Source organism: Nitrospirillum viridazoti CBAmc (assembly GCF_000730165.1).
Lineage (GTDB): Bacteria > Pseudomonadota > Alphaproteobacteria > Azospirillales > Azospirillaceae > Nitrospirillum > Nitrospirillum viridazoti.
This window is the reverse complement of record NZ_CP022110.1, coordinates 588564-610000: the sequence shown is the minus strand read 5'-3', so window position 1 is coordinate 610000 and position 21437 is coordinate 588564. Positions and strand designations below refer to the sequence as shown.

At 66.4% G+C, this 21437-nt stretch carries 16 protein-coding genes and 3 rRNA genes (1 of these 19 only partly in view); 8 read left to right on the top strand and 11 right to left on the bottom strand.

All coding sequences use genetic code 11. The features are described from left to right. The 6 genes from Y958_RS02865 to msrP all read right to left on the bottom strand — a co-directional run. Positions 1-683 (bottom strand): 23S ribosomal RNA (locus Y958_RS02865) (it extends 2072 nt beyond the left edge of the window). A 222-nt stretch (positions 684-905) separates the two neighbouring features. Then, positions 906-1021: ribosomal RNA gene (gene rrf / locus Y958_RS02860) — 5S ribosomal RNA — on the bottom strand. Between the two features lie 122 nt (positions 1022-1143). Further along, positions 1144-2641 (bottom strand): 16S ribosomal RNA (locus tag Y958_RS02855). Together the 16S, 23S and 5S rRNA genes form the textbook arrangement of a ribosomal RNA operon. Positions 2642-3434: 793 nt before the next feature. Further along, entirely contained in the window at positions 3435-3989 is a 555-nt protein-coding gene (locus Y958_RS02850; protein WP_040849748.1) for a hypothetical protein, read from the bottom strand. After that, on the bottom strand, positions 3986-4513 hold the full coding sequence (locus Y958_RS02845) for a hypothetical protein (RefSeq protein WP_145621909.1): 528 nt from the start codon (positions 4511-4513) through the stop codon (positions 3986-3988). The genes Y958_RS02850 and Y958_RS02845 overlap by 4 nt, the downstream gene beginning before the upstream one ends. Positions 4514-4691: 178 nt before the next feature. After that, positions 4692-5663, bottom strand: a complete 972-nt coding sequence (msrP, locus tag Y958_RS02840; protein WP_088870832.1) for a protein-methionine-sulfoxide reductase catalytic subunit MsrP — start codon at positions 5661-5663, stop codon at positions 4692-4694. A gap of 375 nt (positions 5664-6038) precedes the next feature. On the opposite strand from msrP, the gene Y958_RS02835 reads away from it, so the two are divergent. Next, positions 6039-8075 carry an elongation factor G gene (locus Y958_RS02835; RefSeq protein WP_088870831.1) on the top strand — a complete coding sequence of 679 codons (2037 nt, stop codon included), beginning with the start codon at positions 6039-6041 and terminating at the stop codon, positions 8073-8075. A gap of 55 nt (positions 8076-8130) precedes the next feature. Further along, a complete protein-coding gene (locus Y958_RS02830) occupies positions 8131-8646 on the top strand; it encodes an Mpo1 family 2-hydroxy fatty acid dioxygenase (protein WP_186291234.1) in 516 nt (171 codons plus the stop codon). A 99-nt stretch (positions 8647-8745) separates the two neighbouring features. Here the strand turns inward: Y958_RS02830 and Y958_RS02825 are convergent, their stop codons facing one another. After that, complete coding sequence (locus Y958_RS02825; protein WP_088870829.1) at positions 8746-9216, bottom strand: Dps family protein; 471 nt, start codon at positions 9214-9216, stop codon at positions 8746-8748. A 265-nt stretch (positions 9217-9481) separates the two neighbouring features. Between Y958_RS02825 and Y958_RS02820 the strand changes: the two genes are divergently transcribed. The 4 genes from Y958_RS02820 to Y958_RS02805 all read left to right on the top strand — a co-directional run bounded on the left by Y958_RS02820 (position 9482) and on the right by Y958_RS02805 (position 14929). Then, on the top strand, positions 9482-10189 hold the full coding sequence (locus Y958_RS02820; RefSeq protein ID WP_088870828.1) for a cupredoxin domain-containing protein: 708 nt from the start codon (positions 9482-9484) through the stop codon (positions 10187-10189). 48 nt (positions 10190-10237) lie between these two features. Next, positions 10238-12637 (top strand): putative bifunctional diguanylate cyclase/phosphodiesterase, encoded by a 2400-nt coding sequence (locus Y958_RS02815; RefSeq protein ID WP_145727931.1) that lies wholly within the window; start codon positions 10238-10240, stop codon positions 12635-12637. Beyond that, positions 12634-13908 carry a hypothetical protein gene (locus Y958_RS02810; RefSeq protein WP_088870826.1) on the top strand — a complete coding sequence of 425 codons (1275 nt, stop codon included), beginning with the start codon at positions 12634-12636 and terminating at the stop codon, positions 13906-13908. Before Y958_RS02815 ends, Y958_RS02810 begins: the two co-directional genes overlap by 4 nt. 91 nt (positions 13909-13999) lie before the next feature. After that, complete coding sequence (locus tag Y958_RS02805) at positions 14000-14929, top strand: bifunctional helix-turn-helix transcriptional regulator/GNAT family N-acetyltransferase (protein WP_088870825.1); 930 nt, start codon at positions 14000-14002, stop codon at positions 14927-14929. On the opposite strand, the gene Y958_RS02800 is transcribed toward Y958_RS02805, so the two are convergent. The 3 genes from Y958_RS02800 to Y958_RS02790 all read right to left on the bottom strand — a co-directional run bounded on the left by Y958_RS02800 (position 14926) and on the right by Y958_RS02790 (position 18619). Beyond that, positions 14926-15513 (bottom strand): DUF2239 family protein, encoded by a 588-nt coding sequence (locus Y958_RS02800; RefSeq protein WP_088872436.1) that lies wholly within the window; start codon positions 15511-15513, stop codon positions 14926-14928. The genes Y958_RS02805 and Y958_RS02800 overlap by 4 nt on opposite strands. A 78-nt stretch (positions 15514-15591) precedes the next feature. Beyond that, complete coding sequence (gene uvrB, locus Y958_RS02795; RefSeq protein ID WP_425600671.1) at positions 15592-17826, bottom strand: excinuclease ABC subunit UvrB; 2235 nt, start codon at positions 17824-17826, stop codon at positions 15592-15594. A 49-nt stretch (positions 17827-17875) separates the two neighbouring features. Beyond that, positions 17876-18619 carry an NERD domain-containing protein gene (locus tag Y958_RS02790; protein WP_088870823.1) on the bottom strand — a complete coding sequence of 248 codons (744 nt, stop codon included), beginning with the start codon at positions 18617-18619 and terminating at the stop codon, positions 17876-17878. Between the two features lie 180 nt (positions 18620-18799). On the opposite strand from Y958_RS02790, the gene Y958_RS02785 reads away from it, so the two are divergent. Both Y958_RS02785 and Y958_RS02780 read left to right on the top strand, forming a co-directional pair. Beyond that, positions 18800-20002, top strand: coding sequence for a pyridoxal phosphate-dependent aminotransferase (locus tag Y958_RS02785; protein WP_040847017.1), 1203 nt, complete (start codon positions 18800-18802; stop codon positions 20000-20002). 131 nt (positions 20003-20133) lie between these two features. Further along, positions 20134-20700 carry an STM3941 family protein gene (locus tag Y958_RS02780; RefSeq protein ID WP_088870822.1) on the top strand — a complete coding sequence of 189 codons (567 nt, stop codon included), beginning with the start codon at positions 20134-20136 and terminating at the stop codon, positions 20698-20700. A 7-nt stretch (positions 20701-20707) separates the two neighbouring features. On the opposite strand, the gene Y958_RS02775 is transcribed toward Y958_RS02780, so the two are convergent. After that, positions 20708-21262 carry a hypothetical protein gene (locus Y958_RS02775; protein ID WP_088870821.1) on the bottom strand — a complete coding sequence of 185 codons (555 nt, stop codon included), beginning with the start codon at positions 21260-21262 and terminating at the stop codon, positions 20708-20710. Between the last annotated feature and the right edge of the window lie 175 nt (positions 21263-21437).

The following is a 21437-nucleotide window of genomic DNA, read 5'->3' as shown; positions in this document are numbered from 1 at the left end:
GGCCATGGATAGATCATCAGGTTTCGGGTCTACAGCATGCAACTAAAGCGCCCTATTCAGACTCGCTTTCGCTACGCCTCCAGCTATCGCCTTAAGCTCGCTGCATACTGTAAGTCGCTGACCCATTATACAAAAGGTACGCCGTCACGCCTCAAGGACGCTCCGACTGCTTGTAGGCATCCGGTTTCAGGAACTGTTTCACTCCCCTCGTCGGGGTGCTTTTCACCTTTCCCTCACGGTACTGGTTCACTATCGGTCACTGAGGAGTACTTAGGCTTGGAGGGTGGTCCCCCCACGTTCAGACAGGATTTCACGTGTCCCGCCCTACTCGAGGATCAACTCCGGTTTACCCGTACGGGGCTTTCACCCACTCTGGCACGCCTTTCCAGACGCTTCCGGTTATGTAAAGTTGACCACTGGCCTGGTCCGCGTTCGCTCGCCACTACTAGCGGAGTCTCGGTTGATGTCCTTTCCTCCGGGTACTTAGATGTTTCAGTTCCCCGGGTTCGCTTCTCCAACCTATGAATTCAGTTGAAGATACCCATCGCTGGGTGGGTTTCCCCATTCGGAAATTCACGGATCAATGCCTGCTCGCGGCTCCCCATGACTTATCGCAGCGTGCTACGTCCTTCATCGCCTCTCAGTGCCAAGGCATCCACCAGATGCCCTTATTTCACTTGATCGACCTCCCGGCGCCACGCGCAAGGGCAAGCCCGTGCGGTGTCGTCAGTTGGCCTGGTGCGTTCTACGATAGATCGACCGCCTGAATACTTCAGACAACCGACCCCTCGGTTTAAACTCAAGACCTCATTCACAATGTCCAAGAACCGGCCAGCTTCCCGTGAAGCTGGCTGATCTCCTGCCGGAGCTATTCTGTTCGCTTGAAAAGCGCGTGTGGTCGGTAGACCTGGCGGCGACCTACTCTCCCACGTCTTAAGACGCAGTACCATTGGCGCTGGGGGTTTTCACGGCCGAGTTCGGGATGGGATCGGGTGTATTGACCCCCGCTATGACCACCAGATCAACCGGCCACACGCACCAAACGCCAGCGTGAAGCCGGCGTTTGACCATGCGATCAGAATATTTCGAGAGGAGATACGCAGACGGCGGCGCACGCCATCCGATGCCCGGATCATTCCTTAGAAAGGAGGTGATCCAGCCGCAGGTTCCCCTACGGCTACCTTGTTACGACTTCACCCCAGTCGCTGACCGTACCGTGGTCGGCTGCCTCCTTGCGGTTAGCGCACCGGCTTCGGGTAAAGCCAACTCCCATGGTGTGACGGGCGGTGTGTACAAGGCCCGGGAACGTATTCACCGCGGCGTGCTGATCCGCGATTACTAGCGATTCCAACTTCATGCACTCGAGTTGCAGAGTACAATCCGAACTGAGATGGCTTTTGGAGATTAGCTCCCCCTCACGAGGTCGCTGCCCACTGTCACCACCATTGTAGCACGTGTGTAGCCCAGCCCATAAGGGCCATGAGGACTTGACGTCATCCCCGCCTTCCTCCGGCTTGTCACCGGCAGTTTCTCCAGAGTGCCCAACCTAATGATGGCAACTGAAGATGGGGGTTGCGCTCGTTGCGGGACTTAACCCAACATCTCACGACACGAGCTGACGACAGCCATGCAGCACCTGTCTTACCGCCACCGAAGTGGAAAGTGCGTCTCCGCACCGGTCAGTAGATGTCAAGAGCTGGTAAGGTTCTGCGCGTTGCTTCGAATTAAACCACATGCTCCACCGCTTGTGCGGGCCCCCGTCAATTCCTTTGAGTTTCAACCTTGCGGCCGTACTCCCCAGGCGGAGTGCTTAATGCGTTAGCTGCGACACCGAAGTCCTAAGGACCCCAACGTCTAGCACTCATCGTTTACGGCGTGGACTACCAGGGTATCTAATCCTGTTTGCTCCCCACGCTTTCGCGCCTCAGCGTCAGTATCGGTCCAGTGAGCCGCCTTCGCCACCGGTGTTCTTCCCAATATCTACGAATTTCACCTCTACACTGGGAATTCCACTCACCTCTCCCGAACTCAAGCCGCTCAGTCTCAAACGCAATTCCCAGGTTAAGCCCGGGGATTTCACGCCTGACTTGAACAGCCGCCTACGCGCCCTTTACGCCCAGTAATTCCGAACAACGCTAGCCCCCTTCGTATTACCGCGGCTGCTGGCACGAAGTTAGCCGGGGCTTCTTCTCACGTTACCGTCATCATCGTCACGTGCGAAAGAGCTTTACAACCCTAAGGCCTTCATCACTCACGCGGCATTGCTGGATCAGGGTTGCCCCCATTGTCCAATATTCCCCACTGCTGCCTCCCGTAGGAGTCTGGGCCGTGTCTCAGTCCCAGTGTGGCTGATCATCCTCTCAGACCAGCTACCGATCGTCGGCTTGGTGAGCCGTTACCTCACCAACTACCTAATCGGACGCGGGCCCCTCCTTCGGCGATAAATCTTTCCCGGTCAGCCTCCACGGCCAACCGGCTCATCCGGTATTAGCTCCAGTTTCCCGGAGTTATTCCGAACCAAAGGGCAGGTTCCCACGCGTTACTCACCCGTGCGCCACTAAGGCCGAAGCCTTCGTTCGACTTGCATGTGTTAGGCATGCCGCCAGCGTTCGTTCTGAGCCAGGATCAAACTCTCAGGTTCTGTGCGGTATCCCAAGCACCGTTGCCGGCGCCCAAGAACCTCGACGGAAACCAACCTCAGTCGACACCTCAAACCCAAGTCCGTTCCTGTTCCCCTCATCGCTGAAGGGACATATTCAGAGCATGTTCTTAAGATACGTGGACGAGGCTGATTGCCTTTGCTGCGATCCAGATCGCAATGTCGGCACCGCCGCCCGCGTATCCCTTCTCGAATTCCGTTCACTTGTCCAAGAGCCTGGCGCCGCTCGCGGCGCCGGACGACCAACCCGGCATCGGCCGGCGTTTCGTCGTCGTTTCATCGTGCGGCGTTCACCGCGTCGATGGCCAAACATCTAATCGCTTATCGCATCGCCGTCAAGTATCTTTTTTGTCGTCGTTCATTTTTTCAAATCAACGTCGGCATCACGGATACCAACTGAACCATCATATGGCCATTTGCGGCGAATTGGCGAACTAAAGGCGATCTATCTAGACCGTCTTCAGATCATCGTATTCGCAACAAAGCCCACGTTACTGGCTGATGCAGCGTTAGATGTTTTCACTTTTCAGAGAACCATGTCGCCTTTACTTGCGACGCCCGACCCGCTGTTCGATTGCTGGGCAACCATCCCTGGGGTCAGGGCGGCGGGTTATAGGGGAAGGTCCGGGGGCTGTAAAGCGCTTTCTTCACCCTTTTCGCTCCGCCGCCGCTGAAGGCTGCCTTGAGCGAATTCGGCATGTCGCCGGCTTGAATTAGCTGGGCGACCGCCAGGGGCGGATGCTGATCCCGCGTCGGCGCGCGATCATGGCCCGCCTCACGCGCTCTGCTTCTTGGCGCCGAAGGTCGGATTTTCCGACAGGTCGCCTTCATGCGGCACCACGTCCAGGATTTCATAGCCCTGGGCGGCGGGGAAACGGAGCTGCGCCTTGCGCCGGGCCCGCGTGAGGTCGCTGGCGAAGAAGAAGAAGTAGCGCCCCTCCTCCCACAGCTTCACCACCCGGGTGGGCTCCATGGGCAGGCCCTCGGTGCGGCGGATCAGGACGATCCAGCCGGTTTCCTGCAGGCCGCGCCGCTCATCCGTCACCAGGATGCGGCGGTCCACCGATTCCAGGCTGTTGACCTGGTCGGTCAGCCCTTTCACATGGCTGGTCAGTTCGGCCGATTCCACACCGTCAGCGGCGCTGGTCAGGCGCTGGGACAGGCTTTCCCGTGCCAGGGTACGCACCTGCTGGCTCAGCACGAAACGCCGGCGCTGCAGATCCTTGATGTTGCGGCGGGTGCGCTTGATCTGGCGCTGCGCCTTTTGAAAGGCGGGCTTCACGCCGATCAGGACGATCATCACACCCAGGACGATGCCGAACCAGTTCACGGCGCCGCCTCCAGCGTCATGGTGGCCGGGTCGGTCAGCGCCACGTCGGTGGGCAAGGATTGGGCATGGGTGATCTTGAAGCCCAAGGTCCGGGGAAAGGCGCGCTCAAACTCCGCCCGCGCCTCTTCCATGTTGGTGGCCCAGACATGGACCGGCACCGGCCGCGCCCAGCTGCTGTCGAAAAAAGCGTGCCGCTCCCCCCGTTTGACCTGATGGGAGACGGAGCTGTTCATGACCAGGAATTCGAAGGGGCGGTTGGGCAGCAGCTCATGCCCCAGGATGCGCACGAAACGGTGGGGCGACGCCTCCAGCTCCCGCACCTTTTTCTTGAGCTGGGCTTCCTGGCGCTGGGTAGAAAACAGGACGGTGGCGGCCCCGGCCGCCGTGGACTTGCGCGCCTCCACCCGCTCCGACAGCCCGCTGGCGATCCGGGCGTAGCGGGCAAGACGCTGGCGCAGGCCGCTGACGTCGGCGGTATGCTCCAGCACCATGCTATAGACATGGGCGACCAGGGACACGACCACGCTTATTCCGGCGGTGGCCAGAAAAACGAAAAGCCCGAACTCCAATATGGCGATAACGCCCTCGCCCACCCCAACGCCCCCTGGCGATGTTCTCAATCCCCAATACTGTAAATTATCCGGTGGCGGCGGCAAGCGATTATTTGAACCGGCCAATATAGTTAATGGCCGGTTCACGCAACTACATGAACAACGCTTCCTTTTCCAATCCCTTGTATAGTCCGGCCACCTGGGCACCATAGCCGTTGAATATCTGCGTAGGCACCGACTCGTTGCTGCCCAGCAAACGCTCATGCGCCTGGGACCAGCGGGGGTGGGGCACGGCCGGATTGACGTTGGCCCAGAAGCCGTATTCGTCGGCGTTCAGCAGGGCCCAGAAGGTCTTGGGCTTCTTGTCGGTGAAGCTGATTCGCACGATGGACTTCACCGACTTGAAGCCATACTTCCACGGCAGGGTGAGGCGCAGCGGCGCGCCGTTCTGACCCTGCAAGGGCTTGCCGTAAAGGCCGGTGGAGATGAAGGCCAAGTCGTTCGTCGCCTCGGCCATCGTCAGTCCCTCGACATAGGGCCAGGGATAGAAGGGCTGGCGCAGGCCGGGTGCCGCGTAGGTGTCGCGGCCGAAGGTCTGCAGTTCCACATAGGTCGCCGAGGACAGCGGCTTGGCGAAAGCCACCAGCTTGGCCAGCGGGAAGCCCATCCACGGCACGGCCATGGCCCAGGCCTCGACGCAACGGTGCCGGTAAAGGCGCTCTTCCACCGGCATGGCCTTCAGCAGGTCGTCGACGCCCAGGGTCAGGGGCTTTTCCACCATGCCGTCGATGCGCAGGGTCCAGGGACGCAGCGGCATCTTCTGCGCCGCCGTCACCACGTCCTTCGACGTGCCGAACTCATAGAAGTTGTTGTAGCTGGTGGCGGCGGCCTCCGGCGTCACCGGCCGGTCCAGCGTGTAGGCGGGATTGCGCGCCGGGGCGGCCACGGGGGCGCCCGCTGGGGCGCCCACTGGGGCATCCGCCGCCCGGGCGGCGCCCCCCAGGGCCAGGCCGCCGGCGATGGCGCCGGCACCGGCCATGAGCGCGCGACGGTTGATGTAGACCGATTCCGGCGTCGCCGCCGACTCCGGCAATTCCCAGTCACGCTTGGTCCTGATCAGCATGATGCCGTTCCCTTGTTTCCGTCGCACTGGCCGATGTCAGCCCATTCCCGGCGCCCCTTATAAAGAGGGAACGGCCGCGTCCATATCAAGGACCCAGCCGGCTATGGAATCGATAGACGGGTCCGCCGTGCCGCCGAATAGGCCCCGGACGCGCTTTTCACTCGACAGCCGGGCGGGGCGGGTGTGTCATCATGCCTCGGGAGGAAGCGGGTGCCCGGACTGGTTCCGGCCGCCGTTCCCCGGGCGCCAACAACGTTCCTGTCAGCAGCGTTTCCACCGCCAGCATCTCGTCAGCGTCCCTGCGTACCAAGGCGCCCCCGGCCCGGCACGACCGCCCAGCACCAGGCCCCGGACAACCAGATCCGGAGGCTAAGGATGAGCAACGGCACAAGAACGGCGCCGCGGTGCGCGGCCCTGGTGGGGCCCTACCTCAGCGGCAAGACCACCTTGTTGGAAAGCCTGTTGATGGCCACGGGCCAAATCGCCCGCAAGGGCAGCGTGCAGGACGGCACCAGCGCCGGCGACGCCAGCGCCGAGGCCCGGGCGCGCCATATGAGCACGGAAGTGAGCGTCCACACCTGCGCGTATCTGGGCGACCCCTGGCACATCCTGGACTGTCCGGGTTCCATTGAGCTGGCGGGCGACGCCGCCCGCGCCTTGATGGTGGCCGACGTGGCCGTGGTGGTGTGCGAGCCGGTGCCGGACAAGGCCGCCATGCTGGCCCCCCTGCTGCGCTTCCTCGATGAGAACGCCGTCCCCCACCTGCTGTTCGTGAACAAGGTGGACCAGCTGGGCGGCGGCGACGTGCGCGTGGCCGATTTGATGACGGCGCTGGAGGGCGTGTCGCAGCGGCCCCTGGTGCTGCGCCAGGTGCCCATCCGCCAGGGACGGACCGTGACCGGCTATGTCGACCTGGTGAGCGAGCGCGCCTACCGCTATTGCGCCGGCGCCAAGTCCGAGGCGGTGCCCATGCCCGACGCCGTGCTGTCGCGGGAGCGGGCCGCCCGCCAGGATTTGCTGGAGGCCCTGGCCGATTTCGACGACGCCCTGCTGGAGCAATTGCTGGACGACGTGTCGCCGCCCCCGGCCGATGTCTACCGCCAGCTGAGCCGCGACCTGGCCGACGACCTGATCGTCCCTGTCTTCCTGGGTTCCGCCCAGAACGACCACGGCGTGCGCCGCCTGTTGAAGGCCCTGCGGCATGAGGCGCCGCCGGTGGGCATGACCGCGCGGCGGCTGGGGCTGGAGGGCAACGGGGTGCTGGTGCAGCCTTTCCGCATCCATCATGCCCCGCACAGCGGCCGCCTGGCCTATTGCCGCGTCTGGCAGGGAGAGGTGACGGACGGCCAAGCCCTGGGCCCCGACCGGGTGGGCGGCATCTTCGCCCTGGGCGGCGCCACCCCCACCAAGATCACCAGCGCCGGACCGGGGGCGGTGGTGGCGCTGGCCAAGCTGGAGCATGCCCAGCCCGGTGCCCTGCTGTCCGCCAGGGGTGAGGCGGGGACGCCCCTCTCCTGGCCGGCGGCGGCGGAACCGGTGCACGCCCTGGCCGTGCGCGCGGAGCAGCGGGCCGATGAGGTGAAGCTGACCGGTGCCCTGGCCAAGCTGCTGGATGAGGATCCGGATTTGCGCCTGGCGATGGAGGACGGGGAGATGGTGCTGTCCGGCCAGGGCACGGTGCATCTGGGCATTGCGCTGGACCGGCTGCGCGGCCGTTTCGGCTTGGGCGTCGCCGGCCGGCCGCCAGCCGTGCCCTATCGCGAGAGCATCCGGCGCATGGTGGCGGAGCATGCCCGCTTCAAACGCCAGTCCGGCGGCCACGGCCAGTTCGCCGACGTGCACCTGACCGTGGCGCCCTTGGCTCGCGGCGAAGGCTTCCGCTTCGAGGACGAGGTGGTGGGCGGCGCCATCCCGCGCTCCTTCATCCCGGCGGTGGAGGATGGGGCGCGGGAGGCCCTGAGCAGTGGCCCGCTGGGCTTCCCCGTCGTGGACGTGTCCGTCACCCTGACCGGCGGCCAGTTCCACGCCGTGGACAGCAGCGAGCAGGCCTTCCGCACCGCCGGCCGCATGGCGGTGCAGGAGGCCCTGGCCAAGGCGGAACCCGTGCTGCTCGAACCCGTGCTGCTGGTCACGGTCCACACGCCCACCGAGTTCACGGCCAAGGCGCAGCGGCTGCTGAGCGGCCGGCGGGGGCAGATCCTGGGCTTCGACGTGCGGCCGGGCTGGTCCGGGTGGGATCAGGTGACCGCCTACATCCCCCAGGCGGACATGGGTGACTTTATCGTCGACCTGCGGTCCCTCACCCTAGGCCTGGGCGGTTATACCGCCCGTTTCGACCACCTGGCGGAACTGATGGGACGCCTGGCGGACCGCGTGGTGGAAGGGCACCAGGCCGGATATGCCGCGCAATGAGGAAAGAAAGGCGCTATGGTTAGCGATCGATAACATGAACAACAGGGAGGGGCCGGTGGCGGACACGTTGTTCGAGCGCCAGATGGCCATGTACACGACCTATCATCGCGACAGCCGCAACAAGGCCACCCACGCCGTGGGCATCCCGGTGATCGTCTTCTCCGTGGTGCTGGCCTGCAGCCTGGTGCGCCTGGGTGAGGTGGCGGGCCTGGGAACGGTGACCTTGGGCCTCGCCCTGTCGGCTATGGTCTGGACGCTGTGGATCGCCTTGAACCGCCCCGTGGGCCTGGCGCTGGGCCTGCTGGTGGTGCCGTCGGTGCTGCTGTCGGCCTGGCTGGTGGAACGGCTGTCCGTCGGCGCCGTGCAAGGTCTGGCCGGCGGCCTGTTCGTCGGCGGCTGGGCGCTGCAGCTGCTGGGCCATGTCTATGAGGGTCGAAAGCCGGCCCTGGTGGACAATCTGTTCCAAGCCCTCATCGGCCCCATGTTCGTGGCGACGGAGGCCCTGGTCGCCCTGGGCCTGGCCCCCGCCGGCCTGCACGAGCGCATCGAGCGCCAGGCGGCGCTTCGTTGAAGGTGCCCGCAAGCGCCGGGCGTGGTCGCGTCCCATGAAAAAGAACGAAAGGCGGCCCCGCGAGGACCGCCTTTCTCATAAGTACCGTTGATCGGCCGGTCAGCCTTCCAGCATGGCGCGCAGCATCCACGCGGTCTTCTCATGCACCTGCAGGCGCTGGGTCAGCAGGTCGCAGGTCGGCTCGTCACTGGCGCCCTCCGCCACCGGGAAGATGGAACGGGCGGTGCGGGCCACTGCCTCCTGGCCCTCGACCAGTTGCTGGATCATCTCTTCCGCCTTGGGCACGCCCCGCTCTTCCCGGATGACGGTCAGCTCGGCGAACTGGGCATAGGAACCCGGGGCCGGAAAGCCCAGGGCGCGGATGCGTTCCGCGATGTCATCCACCGCCACCGACAGCTCGGTGTACTGGGTCATGAACATGGTGTGCAGGGTGTTGAACATCGGCCCGGTAACGTTCCAATGGAAGTTATGGGTCTTCAGGTACAGCGTGTAGGTATCGGCCAGCAGGCGGCTGAGCCCCTCGGCGATGGCCTTGCGGTCCTGTTCGGAGATGCCGATGTCGATAGCCATTCTTGTTTCCTTCCATTCTCTGGTCTGCCGGTCAAGGTAACCCCTTAGGCAATGGCCGGCAAGAGAATCTAGAATTATTCTAAATTCCACCGTCGCACCGTTCCCCTTCCCGCTTCGTCTCCCGGGGGGCCGGAATGCCGAGGCGGTTTGTCACCCCCGATGGACTTTTCCGGCACCTGTGCTTAGGGAAAATGTCCACGGATCGGCGCGCGGATTGTGGCACACTTGCGCGTCGAAAAAACAACCTGCCTTCGAGGGGCGTTTTATGGGGTTCGCCGGCGGCACCGATCACGGTCGCGCGATGATGAAGACCGGCCGGCGGGTCGGCACCGCCCTGGGTTCCTGTCTGGCGGCCTGCCTGGCGCTGGCCCCCGTGGTCCGCGCGGCCGCCGCCGACCTGACGGTCACGGTGGTCGACGGCGCCGGCCATCCCGTCGCCGACGCGGTGGTCACCGCCACGCCGGACGGCCCCGCCCTGCCGCCCGCCACGCCGCCGTCGCCGCTGATCGTGGACCAGATCGACGAGACCTTCGTGCCCTATGTCATGGTGGTGCCCAAGGGCGGCACCGTCACCTTCCGCAACAGCGACCTGACCCGCCACCACGTCTATTCCTATTCCGAAGCCGCGAAGTTCGAGTTCGTGCTGTCGCCCGGGCAGATCGGCCAGCGCAAGTTCGACCAGGCCGGCATCGTGGCGCTGGGCTGCAACATCCATGACCATATGATCGCCCACCTGTACGTGACGGCCGCCCCCTTCGCCGCCGTCACGGGCAAGGACGGCAAGGCCGTGCTGGGCGGTCTGCCCGCCGCGGGTGTCACCGTGGCCGCCTGGCAGCCGCGCCTGAAGCCCGGCGGCACGCCACCGCAGCAGACCGTTGCCGCTGCGGCGCTGGGCACCCCGGTCACCCTGACCCTGCCCGCCCTGCTGCCCGACACCCGGCAGGGCGTCGACCCTGAACGCGGCGGTTACTAAGAAACGACAGGACGTGCCCCCGTGGCTCTCGGCTTTAGAAATCGACTGGTGTTGTTCCTGGTCGCCAGCCTGGCCGTCGTGCAGCTGGGCACCATGGTCATTCTGTACGGCGTGGCGCGCTCGGCCCTGATCGACACGGGCAAGCAGCAGCTGGTGACCAGCGCCCAGTCCTTCTCGCGCCATCTGGACACCCTGGCCGGCCATCTGGCGGAAGACGCCAAGATCATGTCGCTGGACTACGCCTTGCGCCAATCCATCGCCGCGCATGACAGCGGCACGGCCATCAGCGCGTTGCGCAACTTCGGCCGGCGCGTGGGCGCCAGCCGCATGCTGCTGATCGACCTGGACGGCACCATCGCCGCCGACACCGCCCGCCCGCGCGAACTGACCGGCCTGGGCCGCTTCGCCTTCCCCGACCTGCTGCCGCTGGCGGGCGAGTCCGGCCGGGCAGCGGCGTCCGGCGTGGTGGACGGCGTGCCCTACCGCCTGGTGGTGGTGCCGGTGCTGCTGCCCGATCCCATCGCCTGGATCTGCATCTTGGTGCGGGTGGACGACCGCTTCGCGGAGGAGCTGCGCGCCCTGTCCCCCCTGCGCAAGGACATCGCCCTGGCCGGCCAGACGGCGCCGGACGCGCCCTGGTCGGTGGTGGCGGCCGCCGGTGATCCCATGGAACCGCTGGCGGGGATCGCCGCGCCCGGCCAGATGGCCGCCGCCGAGCCGCAACTGCTGACCAAGCATGGCGCCGAATACCTGGTGCTGACCACACCCATCCCCACCGCGCCGGGCAGCCTGCCCATGATGGCCGTGCTGCAATACCCGCTGGACGAGGCGCTGGCCCCCTATCGCAAGATCATGCTGTATATGGGCGCGCTGATGGCCGGCGGCTTGGTGGCGGCGCTGATCGGCATCGGCCTGATCGCGCGCGGCGTCACCCGCCCGGTGACGGCCCTGGCCGCCGTGGCCCGGCGCATCGCCGATGGCGACTACACCCCCCTGCCGCCCGTGCGCACCAGCGATGAGATCGGGCAGCTGACCACGGCCCTGGACGACATGGCCCAGGCCATCGCCGACCGTGAGGAGCACATCCGCCACCAGTCGCTGCATGACGCCGTCACCGGCCTGCCCAACCGCCTGAATTTGGAGGAGCAGGTGGACCAGGCCATCGACCAAGGCCACGGCGTGGCCCTGCTGCTGGTGGGATTGGACCGCCTGCGCGAGGTGACCAACACCCTGGGCCACGACCTGGCGGACCGCGTCGCCCGTGACGCCGGCGACCGCTTGGCCCGCGCCCTGGCCGCCAACGGCGCCGGCGACGCGGTGATCGCCCGGGTGTCGGAACACGGCTTCGCCATCCTGCTGGTGGATCGCGACGCCGCCGCGGCCCAGGCGCTGGCCCCCGCCCTGGTGGCCGCCTTCGACGCGCCCTATGCCGAGGCGCCCTATGGCGAGGCGGAGGTGACCGTGGACCTGGCGGCCGGCGTGGGCATCGCCGTCTACCCCGACCCCACCCCGGGCGCGCCGCCATCCGACACGGCCAGCATCCTGCTGCGCCACGCCGACGTGGCGGTGCTGAACGCCCGCGCGGCCGAGCCTTACGTCCGCCTCTACGACCATGCCGCTGATCCGCATCGGCCGGAACGGCTGTCGCTGATGGGCGATTTGAAGATCGCCATCGAGCAGGACGCCCTGGAGCTGGCCTATCAGCCCAAGCTGGAGCCGCAGACCGGCCGCGTGGTGGGGGCGGAGGCGCTGGTGCGCTGGACCCATCCCCGCCGCGGTTTCGTCCCGCCCGACAGCTTCATCCCCCTGGCGGAAGAGACGGGCGCCATCCGCCACCTGACCCGCTGGGGCCTGCGCCGCGCCCTGCGCCAGTCCGCCGCCTGGGCGGCGGCGGGCCATGATTTGCGCATGTCGGTCAACCTGTCGGTTCGCGACCTGGGCGACGCCGCCCTGCCGGACCGCATCGACGCCCTGCTGGCGGAGACCGGCCTGACGGCGGACCGCCTGATGCTGGAGATCACGGAAAGCGCCATCATGGGCGAGCCGGAGGCGGCCATCGCGATGCTGCGCCGCCTGGCCGACCGGGGGGTGGAACTGTCCATCGATGATTTCGGCGTGGGGCAATCCTCCTTCGCCTATCTGCGCCGCCTGCCGGTGCGGGAGATCAAGATCGATCGCTCCTTCGTCAAGGCGCTGGATGAGACGGCGCAGGACCAGGCCATCGTCCGCTCCATCATCGAGCTGGGCCACAACCTGGGCTACAAGGTGACGGCCGAGGGCGTGGAGAACGCCGGCAGCCTGAACCTGCTGGCGGAGATGGGCTGCGACCTGGCCCAGGGCTATTACATCGCCCGCCCTCTGATGCCCGGCGCCTTCGCCGACTTCCTGGCCAGCCACGCCGCCGGCGAGATCCCCTGGCAGGCCACCCTGCGGGAGGCGCGCGCATGAGCCACCGCGTCAGCGTGCGGCCTTTCCTTTCGGCCGCCGGCGCGATGCTGCTGGCTGGCGGTGCCGCCTTGGCGCCCCCCGCCCAAGCGGCGGACGGCTTTCCGGATATCGAGTTCCACGGCCTGCTGGACGCGCGGGTGGTGCGGACCCCCGACGACCGCAGCACCTTCGACGGCGGCCTGGGCAAGCTGCGCACCGGCGGCGATCCGGGATCGCGCACCACCACGTTGGAAGAGGCGTCGCTGACGGCGACCGCCCACCTGATCCCTGGCCTGGACGTCTACACCCATGTGCGGGCGGAGGGGGAGCAGCGCACGGCGGTGGACATAATCGAGGCCTATGTCCGCTGGCACCCGGCCCCCACCGGGCCCCTGTCCTGGCAGGTGAAGGCCGGCGCCTTCTTCCCGCCCATCTCCCTGGAAAACGACGGCATCGCCTGGACCAGCCGCTACACCCTGACGCCCAGCGCCATCAACAGCTGGGTGGGGGAGGAGCTGCGCACCGAAGGGTCGGAGGTCACGCTCACCTGGCGGCCGGACGGACCGGGCGGCAGCCGTTTCGACCTGATCGGTGCCGTCTTCGCCGGCAACGACGGCACGGGCGAGATGTTGGACTATCGCGGCTGGGCCTTGATCGAGCGGCCGGCTGGCCTGCTGGACAAGTTGCGCCTGCCGGACGAGGTGCCCATGCACCAGCACCGCAGCCCACCCGCCAGCTTCCAGCCCTTCGCGGAGATCGACCATCAGCCGGGCTTTTACGCCGGCGGGCGCTGGACGGACCCGCTGGGGGGCGAGCTGTCCTATCTGCACTGGGACAACCGCGGCGACCCCAGCGTCACCAACGGCCGGGCCTACGCCTGGGACACCGACTTCGACAGCGTCGGCTACAGGATCACACCGGCGGCGGGCCTGACCCTGCTGGCCCAGGCCATGCGCGGGGGCACCAGCATCTACCCCAGCCCCGCCAGCGAGAGCGATGGCCACTTCCAGGCGCTGTACCTGCTGGCCAGCCAGGAATGGGGTCGGTTCCGCCTCAGCGGGCGCTTCGACGCCTTCGGCACGCACGAGGATACGCCCGTCACCACCCGCCCCCATTTCGATGAGCACGGCAAGGCCTATACCGCCGCCGTCTCCTACCGCCCGTTGGCCTGGATGCGCTGGACCCTTGAAGGCGTGCACGTCGATAGCCGGCGGCAGCAGCGCCTGAACGTCGGCCTGCCCATTGAGGCGCACGAGAACCAGGCGCAGCTGGGCGTTCGCCTGTTCTTCTGAGGCTTGCCAGTCCATCCATGGCGTCCGCCCATTTAGTTGACTTAGTCAATTATCTGGATGACGATAGCAATGATCCTTGACGGAGAAAGCCATGGACCTGGATGATGGCGTGGCCGCGAAGGTGGCGGCGGTGCGACGGTTCAGCCGTATCTACACCCGGCGTATCGGCGTGCTGCAGGATGGGCTGCTGGGGACGGACCTGTCGTTGGCGGAAGGGCGGCTTCTGTTCGAGCTGGCGCAACGGCCGGATACGGCGGCCAAGTCGCTCGCGGCGGACTTGGGGTTGGATGCCGGCTACCTCAGCCGCCTGCTGCGCGGCTTCGAACGGCGCGGCTTGATCGAACGGCGACCCGACCCGGCCGATGGCCGCCAGTCCCTGCTGATCCTGACCGCAGCCGGCCGCGACCTCTACACCGTGATCGACGACCGCTCGCGGGCGGAAGTGGCGGCCCTGCTGCACCAGTTGCCGCCCGACGGCCAGAACCGTCTGGTCCAAGCGCTGGACCAGGCCGGCGCCTTGCTGGGCGACCACCGGCCCGGCCCCGCCTACGTCCTGCGGTCCCATCGGCCGGGCGACATGGGCTGGATCATCCACCGCCAAGCCCTGCTGTATGCCGGGGAATATGGCTGGGATGAGCGGTTCGAGGGCCTGGTCGCCGGCATCTGCGCCCAGTTCATCGAAAATTTCGACCACCGGCGGGAGCGCTGCTGGGTGGCGGAGCGCAATGGCGCCATCGTCGGCTCCATCTTTCTGGTGCGCGACAGCGATGAGGTGGCGAAGCTGCGCCTGCTGTATGTCGAACCGGCGGCGCGTGGCCTGGGCCTGGGGCGCCACCTGGTGGCGGAGTGCCTGGCCTTCGCCACGGCGGCCGGCTATCGCCGCATCAGCCTGTGGACCAACAGCGTCCTGCACAGCGCCCGCCGCATTTATGAACAGGCGGGCTTCCGGCTGGTGCGGGAGGAACCCCACCAGTCCTTCGGGAAGGCGCTGGTGGGCCAGTATTGGGAGCGCGCGCTTTAGGAGGCGCCGAAAGCCGGCTCGGCCAAGCGCAGGGCGTGGACACGCACGTCGGTCGGCCAGTCCTGGCTGTGCGCCTCCAACCCCGGGCGATCGCCAGCGAACAGGGCGCGCGCCGCCTCCTCGAAGCCGGTTCGATCACCGGCCATGGTGGACATGAAGCGGTAGGCGGCCTCCTGCGCCTGGCGCACACGGTCGGCGCCTTCGTTGGCATGGCGGGCCGCGTCCACCAGTTTGCGCAGGGCGACGGAGGCCCCGCCCGGCTGGCTGTTCAGCCATTCCCAATGGCGGGGCAGCAGGGTGACCTCACGCGCCACCACGCCCAGCTTGGGCCGGCCCGGTCTAGCGGGTGCCGGCGTCAGGTCGGCGGGGAACACCGGCGCCAGGCGGCCGCGCACCGCCTCCACGGGCCCGCGCAGATCCACGTCCACCGCCCGGCCCGTCGCCTCGTTGAAGATGAAGATCAGGCCGTCGTCGCCCGCGTCCTGCGCCGCCCTGGCCGCCAGCGCCGCCTCCACCAGCGTGCCGGTGGCAAGAAAGCGGGTGCCCGCGAAAGCGGTGCAGCGCATGTCCGGATCCAGGCCCATCACGTCCTCCATTCCCATGAACGAGGTGATACCTAAGTCCGAAGGATATGAAAGTCAATAATACCCGGGTAAAATCAGTTACGGACCTTTACGCCGCCGTCCGCCGGGCTTGCTGCCGGCCGGACGACCGGCGGGGATGGGCGCCTTGATGTTGGACCTCTCGCCCACAGTGCCGGCGCGCCCTTTTTCTCCCATTGCGCTGGCGCGCCCTTTTTCTCCCATTGCGCTGGCGCGCCCTTTTTCTCCCATTGCGCTGGCGCGCAGGGGCGTCGCCCCCGGGTCCAGGCCCAGGTCGATGGCCTCCAGCCGGCGGATCTCGTCGCGGATGCGGGCGGCCTCCTCGAACTCCAGGTCGGCAGCGGCGGTGCGCATCTTCTTTTCCAGGTCGGCGATGGCGGCCTTGAGATTGTGGCCCACCAGGCTGCCCTCTTCGGCGAAGCCGGTGTTCACGTTCACCCGGTCGCCACGTTCGTAGACCGAGTTCAGTACGTCGGCGATCTGCTTCTTCACCGATTCCGGGGTGATGCCGTGGGCCTCGTTATAGGCCCGCTGCTTTTCCCGGCGGCGGCTGGTTTCCTCCAGCGCCGCGGCCATGCTGGCCGTGGTCTTGTCGGCGTACAGGATGGCGCGGCCGTCGACGTTGCGCGCCGCGCGGCCGATGGTCTGGATCAGCGAGGTGCGGGAGCGGAGATAGCCTTCCTTGTCCGCGTCCAGGATGGCGACCAGGCCGCACTCCGGGATGTCCAGGCCTTCGCGCAGCAGGTTGATGCCGATCAGCACGTCGAAGGCGCCCAGGCGCAGGTCGCGGATGATCTCGATACGCTCCAGCGTCTCGACGTCGGAATGAATGTAGCGGACCTTGATGCCGGCCTCGTGCATATAGTCGGTCAGCGCCTCCGCCATCTTCTTGGTCAGGGTGGTGACCAGGACGCGCTGGCCCTTGGCGATGCACTCGCGGCATTCCGCCATCACGTCGTCCACCTGTGTCTCGGTGGGACGGATCAGCACCGGGGGGTCGATCAGGCCGGTGGGGCGCACCACCTGTTCCACGAAGACGCCGCCCGTCCGTTCCATCTCCCACGGGCCGGGGGTGGCGGAAACGAAGACGGACTGGGGCCGCATGGCGTCCCATTCCTCGAACTTCAGGGGGCGGTTGTCGATGCAGGCCGGCAGGCGGAAGCCGTAGTCCGACAGGGTCGACTTGCGCATGTAGTCGCCCTTATACATGCCACCCACCTGGGGCACCATGACGTGGCTTTCGTCCACGATCAGCAGGGCGTCCTCCGGCAGGTACTCGAACAGGGTCGGCGGCGGCTCGCCCGGCGCGCGGCCCGACAGATAGCGCGAATAGTTCTCGATGCCGGCGCAGGAGCCGGTGGCCACCATCATCTCGATGTCGAAGGTCGTGCGCTGTTCCAGCCGCTGGGCCTCCAGCAGCTTGCCCTGGGCGTTGAACTCCTCCAGCCGCAGCTTCAGGTCGCGCTTCATCTGCTCCACCGCCTGCAGCAGGGTGGGCTTGGGCGTGACATAGTGGCTGTTGGCGTAGATGCGCACCTCCTTCAGGGTGGCGATCTTCTCGCCCGTCAGGGGGTCGATCTCCTGAATGGCCTCCAGCTCATCCCCGAACAGGGAGAAGCGCCAGGCGCGATCTTCCATATGCGCCGGGAACAGCTCGATGGTGTCGCCGCGCACGCGGAAGGAGCCGCGGCCGAAGCCGACGTCGTTGCGGCGGTACTGCAGTTCCACCAGCCGCTGCAGGAAGTGGGTGCGGTTCAGCACATGCCCCACCTTCACCGGCAGGGTCATTTCCGAATAGGTCTCGACCGAGCCGATACCGTAGATGCACGACACCGAGGCCACGATGATGCAGTCGCGCCGCTCCAGCAGCGACCGCGTGGCGGCGTGGCGCATGCGGTCGATCTGCTCGTTGATCGAGCTTTCCTTCTCGATATAGGTGTCGGTGCGCGGGACGTAGGCCTCGGGCTGGTAATAATCGTAGTAGCTGACGAAGTACTCCACCGCGTTGTCGGGGAAGAAGCTCTTCATCTCGCCATACAGCTGGGCCGCCAGTGTCTTGTTGGGCGCCAGGATCAGGGTGGGGCGCTGCAGCCGTTCGATGACGTGCGCCATGGTGAAGGTCTTGCCGGAGCCGGTCACGCCCAGCAGCACCTGATCGCGCTCCCCCGCGTGGATCCCCTCCAGCAATTCCTTGATGGCCTGCGGCTGGTCGCCGGCCGGCTGGAATTCAGACTGGATGCGCAAGGGGACGCCGTCCATGGCCGGCGGCAGGGCGCTTCCCCGCGGCATGGTCATGGGCAACGGCAGGTTGGGTTCGATCGTATGGGCATCGTGCGGCATGGCCTCAAGGTAGGCTGCGCCGCGCCACTTTTCCAGGCCGCTTGGCGGCTTTTGCGGGGGGCCGCCCTTTCGCGCCACCTTCCTCGTCGCGCCCGGCGTTGCTGGCGCTGGCCCCACTGCGCGCCAGCGCCTTGGACAGGGGCTCCCACGCCGACGCCATGGCCTCGCTCTCCGTCCCGTCCTCACGCGCCATGGACTTCAGCGTGGCCAGGAAGTCACCGGCCAGGCAGGCGGTGCTGGGCACGCCGCTAGTGAACTCCGTCCCGTCGGGGAACACCACCAGCACGCGCAGGCGCACCATGGGGAAGCGCGCCTTCATGATGTGGATCAGCGGCTGGACCTGGACCACGGGGTTCACAAAGAAGCCGACCCGGCCGCTGGCCGCCAGGTAGCGCCACTGCCCCGCCTTGGTCTGGGCGCTGATGCGGCCGCCCATGTCGGCTGGCGCGCTCATCACCATCAGCACGCTGGCCGGCAGGCGGATCAGGTGGTCGACGCGCAGCGCCTTGCCCTGCTTGTCGCGGATGTAGATGCCGTGCACCACGGAATAGCCGGCGTCGTCCAGCGCCAGCTTGCGGCGGTAGGCCTCGGCGTTGTAGCGCCGGCGCGACAGGGCCCGGGTCTTGGGCCGCAGGGCCCACATCACCACCAGCATGAGCACGATGATGACGAGCGCCACCGTGCCGATGGTGACCATCTGGCTGACGCCCATGAGCTGGGGGGCCTGATCGCTGATATCTTGCGCCATGCCGGTTGATTACCCCATCCACGTCCAGCCTGTCATCCCGGGCGCTCAGCAACGTGCGCATCTTAATGTCGCGGGTCCCACGGCGGGGCAGGCGCGGCATGCGCGGGCTGCGGTTGTGCCCATTTTTTGCCGGGCGTAAGGTCCGCCGCGGATTTTCCTTTCCCAACAAGGGTAGCCGTCATGTCGATCGTTGCCGAGCGTCTCGCCCGGATTAAACCGTCCCAGACCATCGCCGTCACCGCCAAGGCCCGCGCGCTGAAGGCCGCCGGCCGCGATATCATCGGCCTGGGCGCCGGCGAACCGGATTTCGACACGCCCGACAACATCAAGCAGGCCGCCATCCGCGCCATTCAGCAGGGGCAGACCAAGTACACCGACGTCGACGGCACGCCGGAACTGAAGCGCGCCGTCTGCCTGAAGTTCAAGCGCGAGAACGGCCTTGACTACAAGCCGGAGCAGGTGAGCGTCGGCACCGGCGGCAAGCAGGTGATCTTCAACGCCATGATGGCCACCCTGTCGCCCGGCGACGAGGTCATCATCCCCGCCCCCTACTGGGTCAGCTATCCCGACATCGTGCTGATGGCCGAGGGCACCCCGGTGTTCGTGGAGTGCGGGGCCGAGAGCGGCTTCAAGATGCGCGCCGACCAGCTGGAGCGCGCCATCACCCCGCGCACCAAGTGGGTCATGCTGAACAGCCCGTCCAACCCGTCGGGTGCCGCCTACACTTATGACGAGATGAAGGCCCTGACCGACGTGCTGGTGCGCCATCCGCACGTCTGGGTGTTCACCGACGACATGTACGAGCACCTGGTCTACGACGGCTTCACGTTCGTGACCCCGGCCCAGGTGGAGCCGGCCCTGTATGATCGCACCCTGACCGTCAACGGCGTGTCCAAGGCCTATGCCATGACCGGCTGGCGCATCGGCTACGGCGCCGGGCCCACGCAGCTGATCAAGGCCATGGCCAACGTGCAGAGCCAGTCCACCAGCAACCCCTCCTCCATCAGCCAGGCGGCGGCGGTGGAGGCCCTGGTGGGCCCGCAGGACTTCATCAAGGAGCGCGCTGAGGTCTTCCGCCAGCGCCGCGACCTGGTGGTGTCCATGCTGAACCAGGCTACCGGCATCCATTGCCCGCGGCCCGAAGGCGCCTTCTACGTCTATCCGTCCTGCGCCGGCACCCTGGGCAAGACCACGCCCGCCGGCGCCGTGCTGAAGACGGACGAGGACTTCGTGACCTACCTGCTGGAATCGGAAGGGGTGGCGGTGGTCCAGGGCAGCGCCTTCGGCCTGGCCCCGCACTTCCGCATCAGCTACGCGACCTCGACCGAAGCGCTGGAGGAAGCCTGCCGCCGCATCCAGCGCGCGACCGCCGCCCTGCGCTGAGCATCGGCTCCATAGCGAACGGCAACGGCCGCTCCAGCGATGGGGCGGCCGTTTTCGTTTGCGGGTTGAGGATCCTGTTCAGCGTTCGCAAAAATGGTATAGTCCTCACTTCACTAAAGGAAGCATTAAAAATGAATCTGCCTGAGTGCCCTGATCTGCCCGTCGAGTTCCGGGCGACCCGAGGCAGGGTGCTCTTGCTCCTTTTACTGGGCATAGGATTCGTCGCCATCGGGCTATTAATGACCCTATATCCGGGCACATTCGTGTCATCCGGCTACAGAAGCCCGACCTTCATCCAATTCATCGGCGCTATATGCGCCCTCTTTTTCGGATTTTGCGTCATCAAGGCCGTGCGTCTCCTGATCGACAATCAACCCAGTTTCACCTTTACCGCAGAAGGGATTGCCCTTCCTAACGGCGGATTGGCGCGATGGACCAATATTCGCGACGTCCAGGTGATCACGATGCACAGGCAGACGTTCGTCCGCATCCTGCTGAAGGACCTCGAAAGTTTCTACGCGTCCCTGAAGCCAGCGGCGGCCCACATGAGCCGCATCAACGCCAATCTTGCCGGCGGCGCACCCTTCGCCCTGCAGCCAAACCACGTGGGCGTCGCACCGGAGGTGCTGGTGGCCTGGGTCAAACAGAACATTCCCCAACCGGGCATGTCGGAATCCCCAGTGCCCACCAGGATGTGATGAGCCTTCAGCGCGGCGACCAACGCGGACTGTCCGGCGATTCCGCCGGGGTGCGCAGGGGCTGGGCCAGCACGACCACCCAGATGTAGGCGTCGTTGGGCCCGTTGGGCGCGGGGTTGGCCACGCGGGCCACACCCACGTCGGTCATGCCCGGGGTGGCCAGGGCGCCAACGGTAGAGCCGGTATCCTGCCAAATGGCCAGCGGCTGGCCAGGGTCGCCCGACGCCCGCGCCTCCAGCGCGATATCCTGCATGGGAACGTAGAGCGAATGGATCAGGCCCTGGCGCAGGTCCGGCGTCTGCGTCCCGCTGGCCAGCGCCATGGCCCGGGCGGCGGCGGCGTCATCCAGCACCGGCTGGCGGCTGAGCGCCGGCAGCCCGGCCTGGATGCGCGTCTTCTGCAGGAAGTCGACCAGCGTCTCCGCCGCCTGGCGGTCAGCGGCGTCCATCGTCACGGGCGTGCCGGCGGGCAAGGCCGCCACCGCCCGGTTGAACAGGCCATCCACCGCACCACCCGACGCCAGCAGGGCGGTCGTGAGCATCAGGGTCTTCAGGACGCGCATGGGGTACTCCATTCTTATTTGTCGTGTGGACGGCGCGGCCGTCGGTGGGAATACCAGCCATCGCCGATCGCGATCTAAGCCCAGCTTAGGATGTGAGTGTGGCGGAAAATCGACCATGGGTGGCAAGGCATACTTGCGTATGAGCTTGGTCCGCTTTGGTGATTCTTTCCCGGCG

Coding starts and splice junctions, on each gene's coding strand:
- Y958_RS02790 (WP_088870823.1), bottom strand. CDS start 18,619: ATGGCGCAAGATATCAGCGATCAGGCCCCCCAGCTCATGGGCGTCAGC.
- Y958_RS02800 (WP_088872436.1), bottom strand. CDS start 15,513: ATGGGCCTGGATCCGGACATGCGCTGCACCGCTTTCGCGGGCACCCGC.
- Y958_RS02785 (WP_040847017.1), top strand. CDS start 18,800: ATGTCGATCGTTGCCGAGCGTCTCGCCCGGATTAAACCGTCCCAGACC.
- Y958_RS02780 (WP_088870822.1), top strand. CDS start 20,134: ATGAATCTGCCTGAGTGCCCTGATCTGCCCGTCGAGTTCCGGGCGACC.
- Y958_RS02810 (WP_088870826.1), top strand. CDS start 12,634: ATGAGCCACCGCGTCAGCGTGCGGCCTTTCCTTTCGGCCGCCGGCGCG.
- Y958_RS02820 (WP_088870828.1), top strand. CDS start 9,482: ATGGGGTTCGCCGGCGGCACCGATCACGGTCGCGCGATGATGAAGACC.
- Y958_RS02775 (WP_088870821.1), bottom strand. CDS start 21,262: ATGCGCGTCCTGAAGACCCTGATGCTCACGACCGCCCTGCTGGCGTCG.
- Y958_RS02835 (WP_088870831.1), top strand. CDS start 6,039: ATGAGCAACGGCACAAGAACGGCGCCGCGGTGCGCGGCCCTGGTGGGG.
- Y958_RS02825 (WP_088870829.1), bottom strand. CDS start 9,216: ATGGCTATCGACATCGGCATCTCCGAACAGGACCGCAAGGCCATCGCC.
- msrP (WP_088870832.1), bottom strand. CDS start 5,663: ATGCTGATCAGGACCAAGCGTGACTGGGAATTGCCGGAGTCGGCGGCG.
- Y958_RS02805 (WP_088870825.1), top strand. CDS start 14,000: ATGGACCTGGATGATGGCGTGGCCGCGAAGGTGGCGGCGGTGCGACGG.
- uvrB (WP_425600671.1), bottom strand. CDS start 17,826: ATGACCATGCCGCGGGGAAGCGCCCTGCCGCCGGCCATGGACGGCGTC.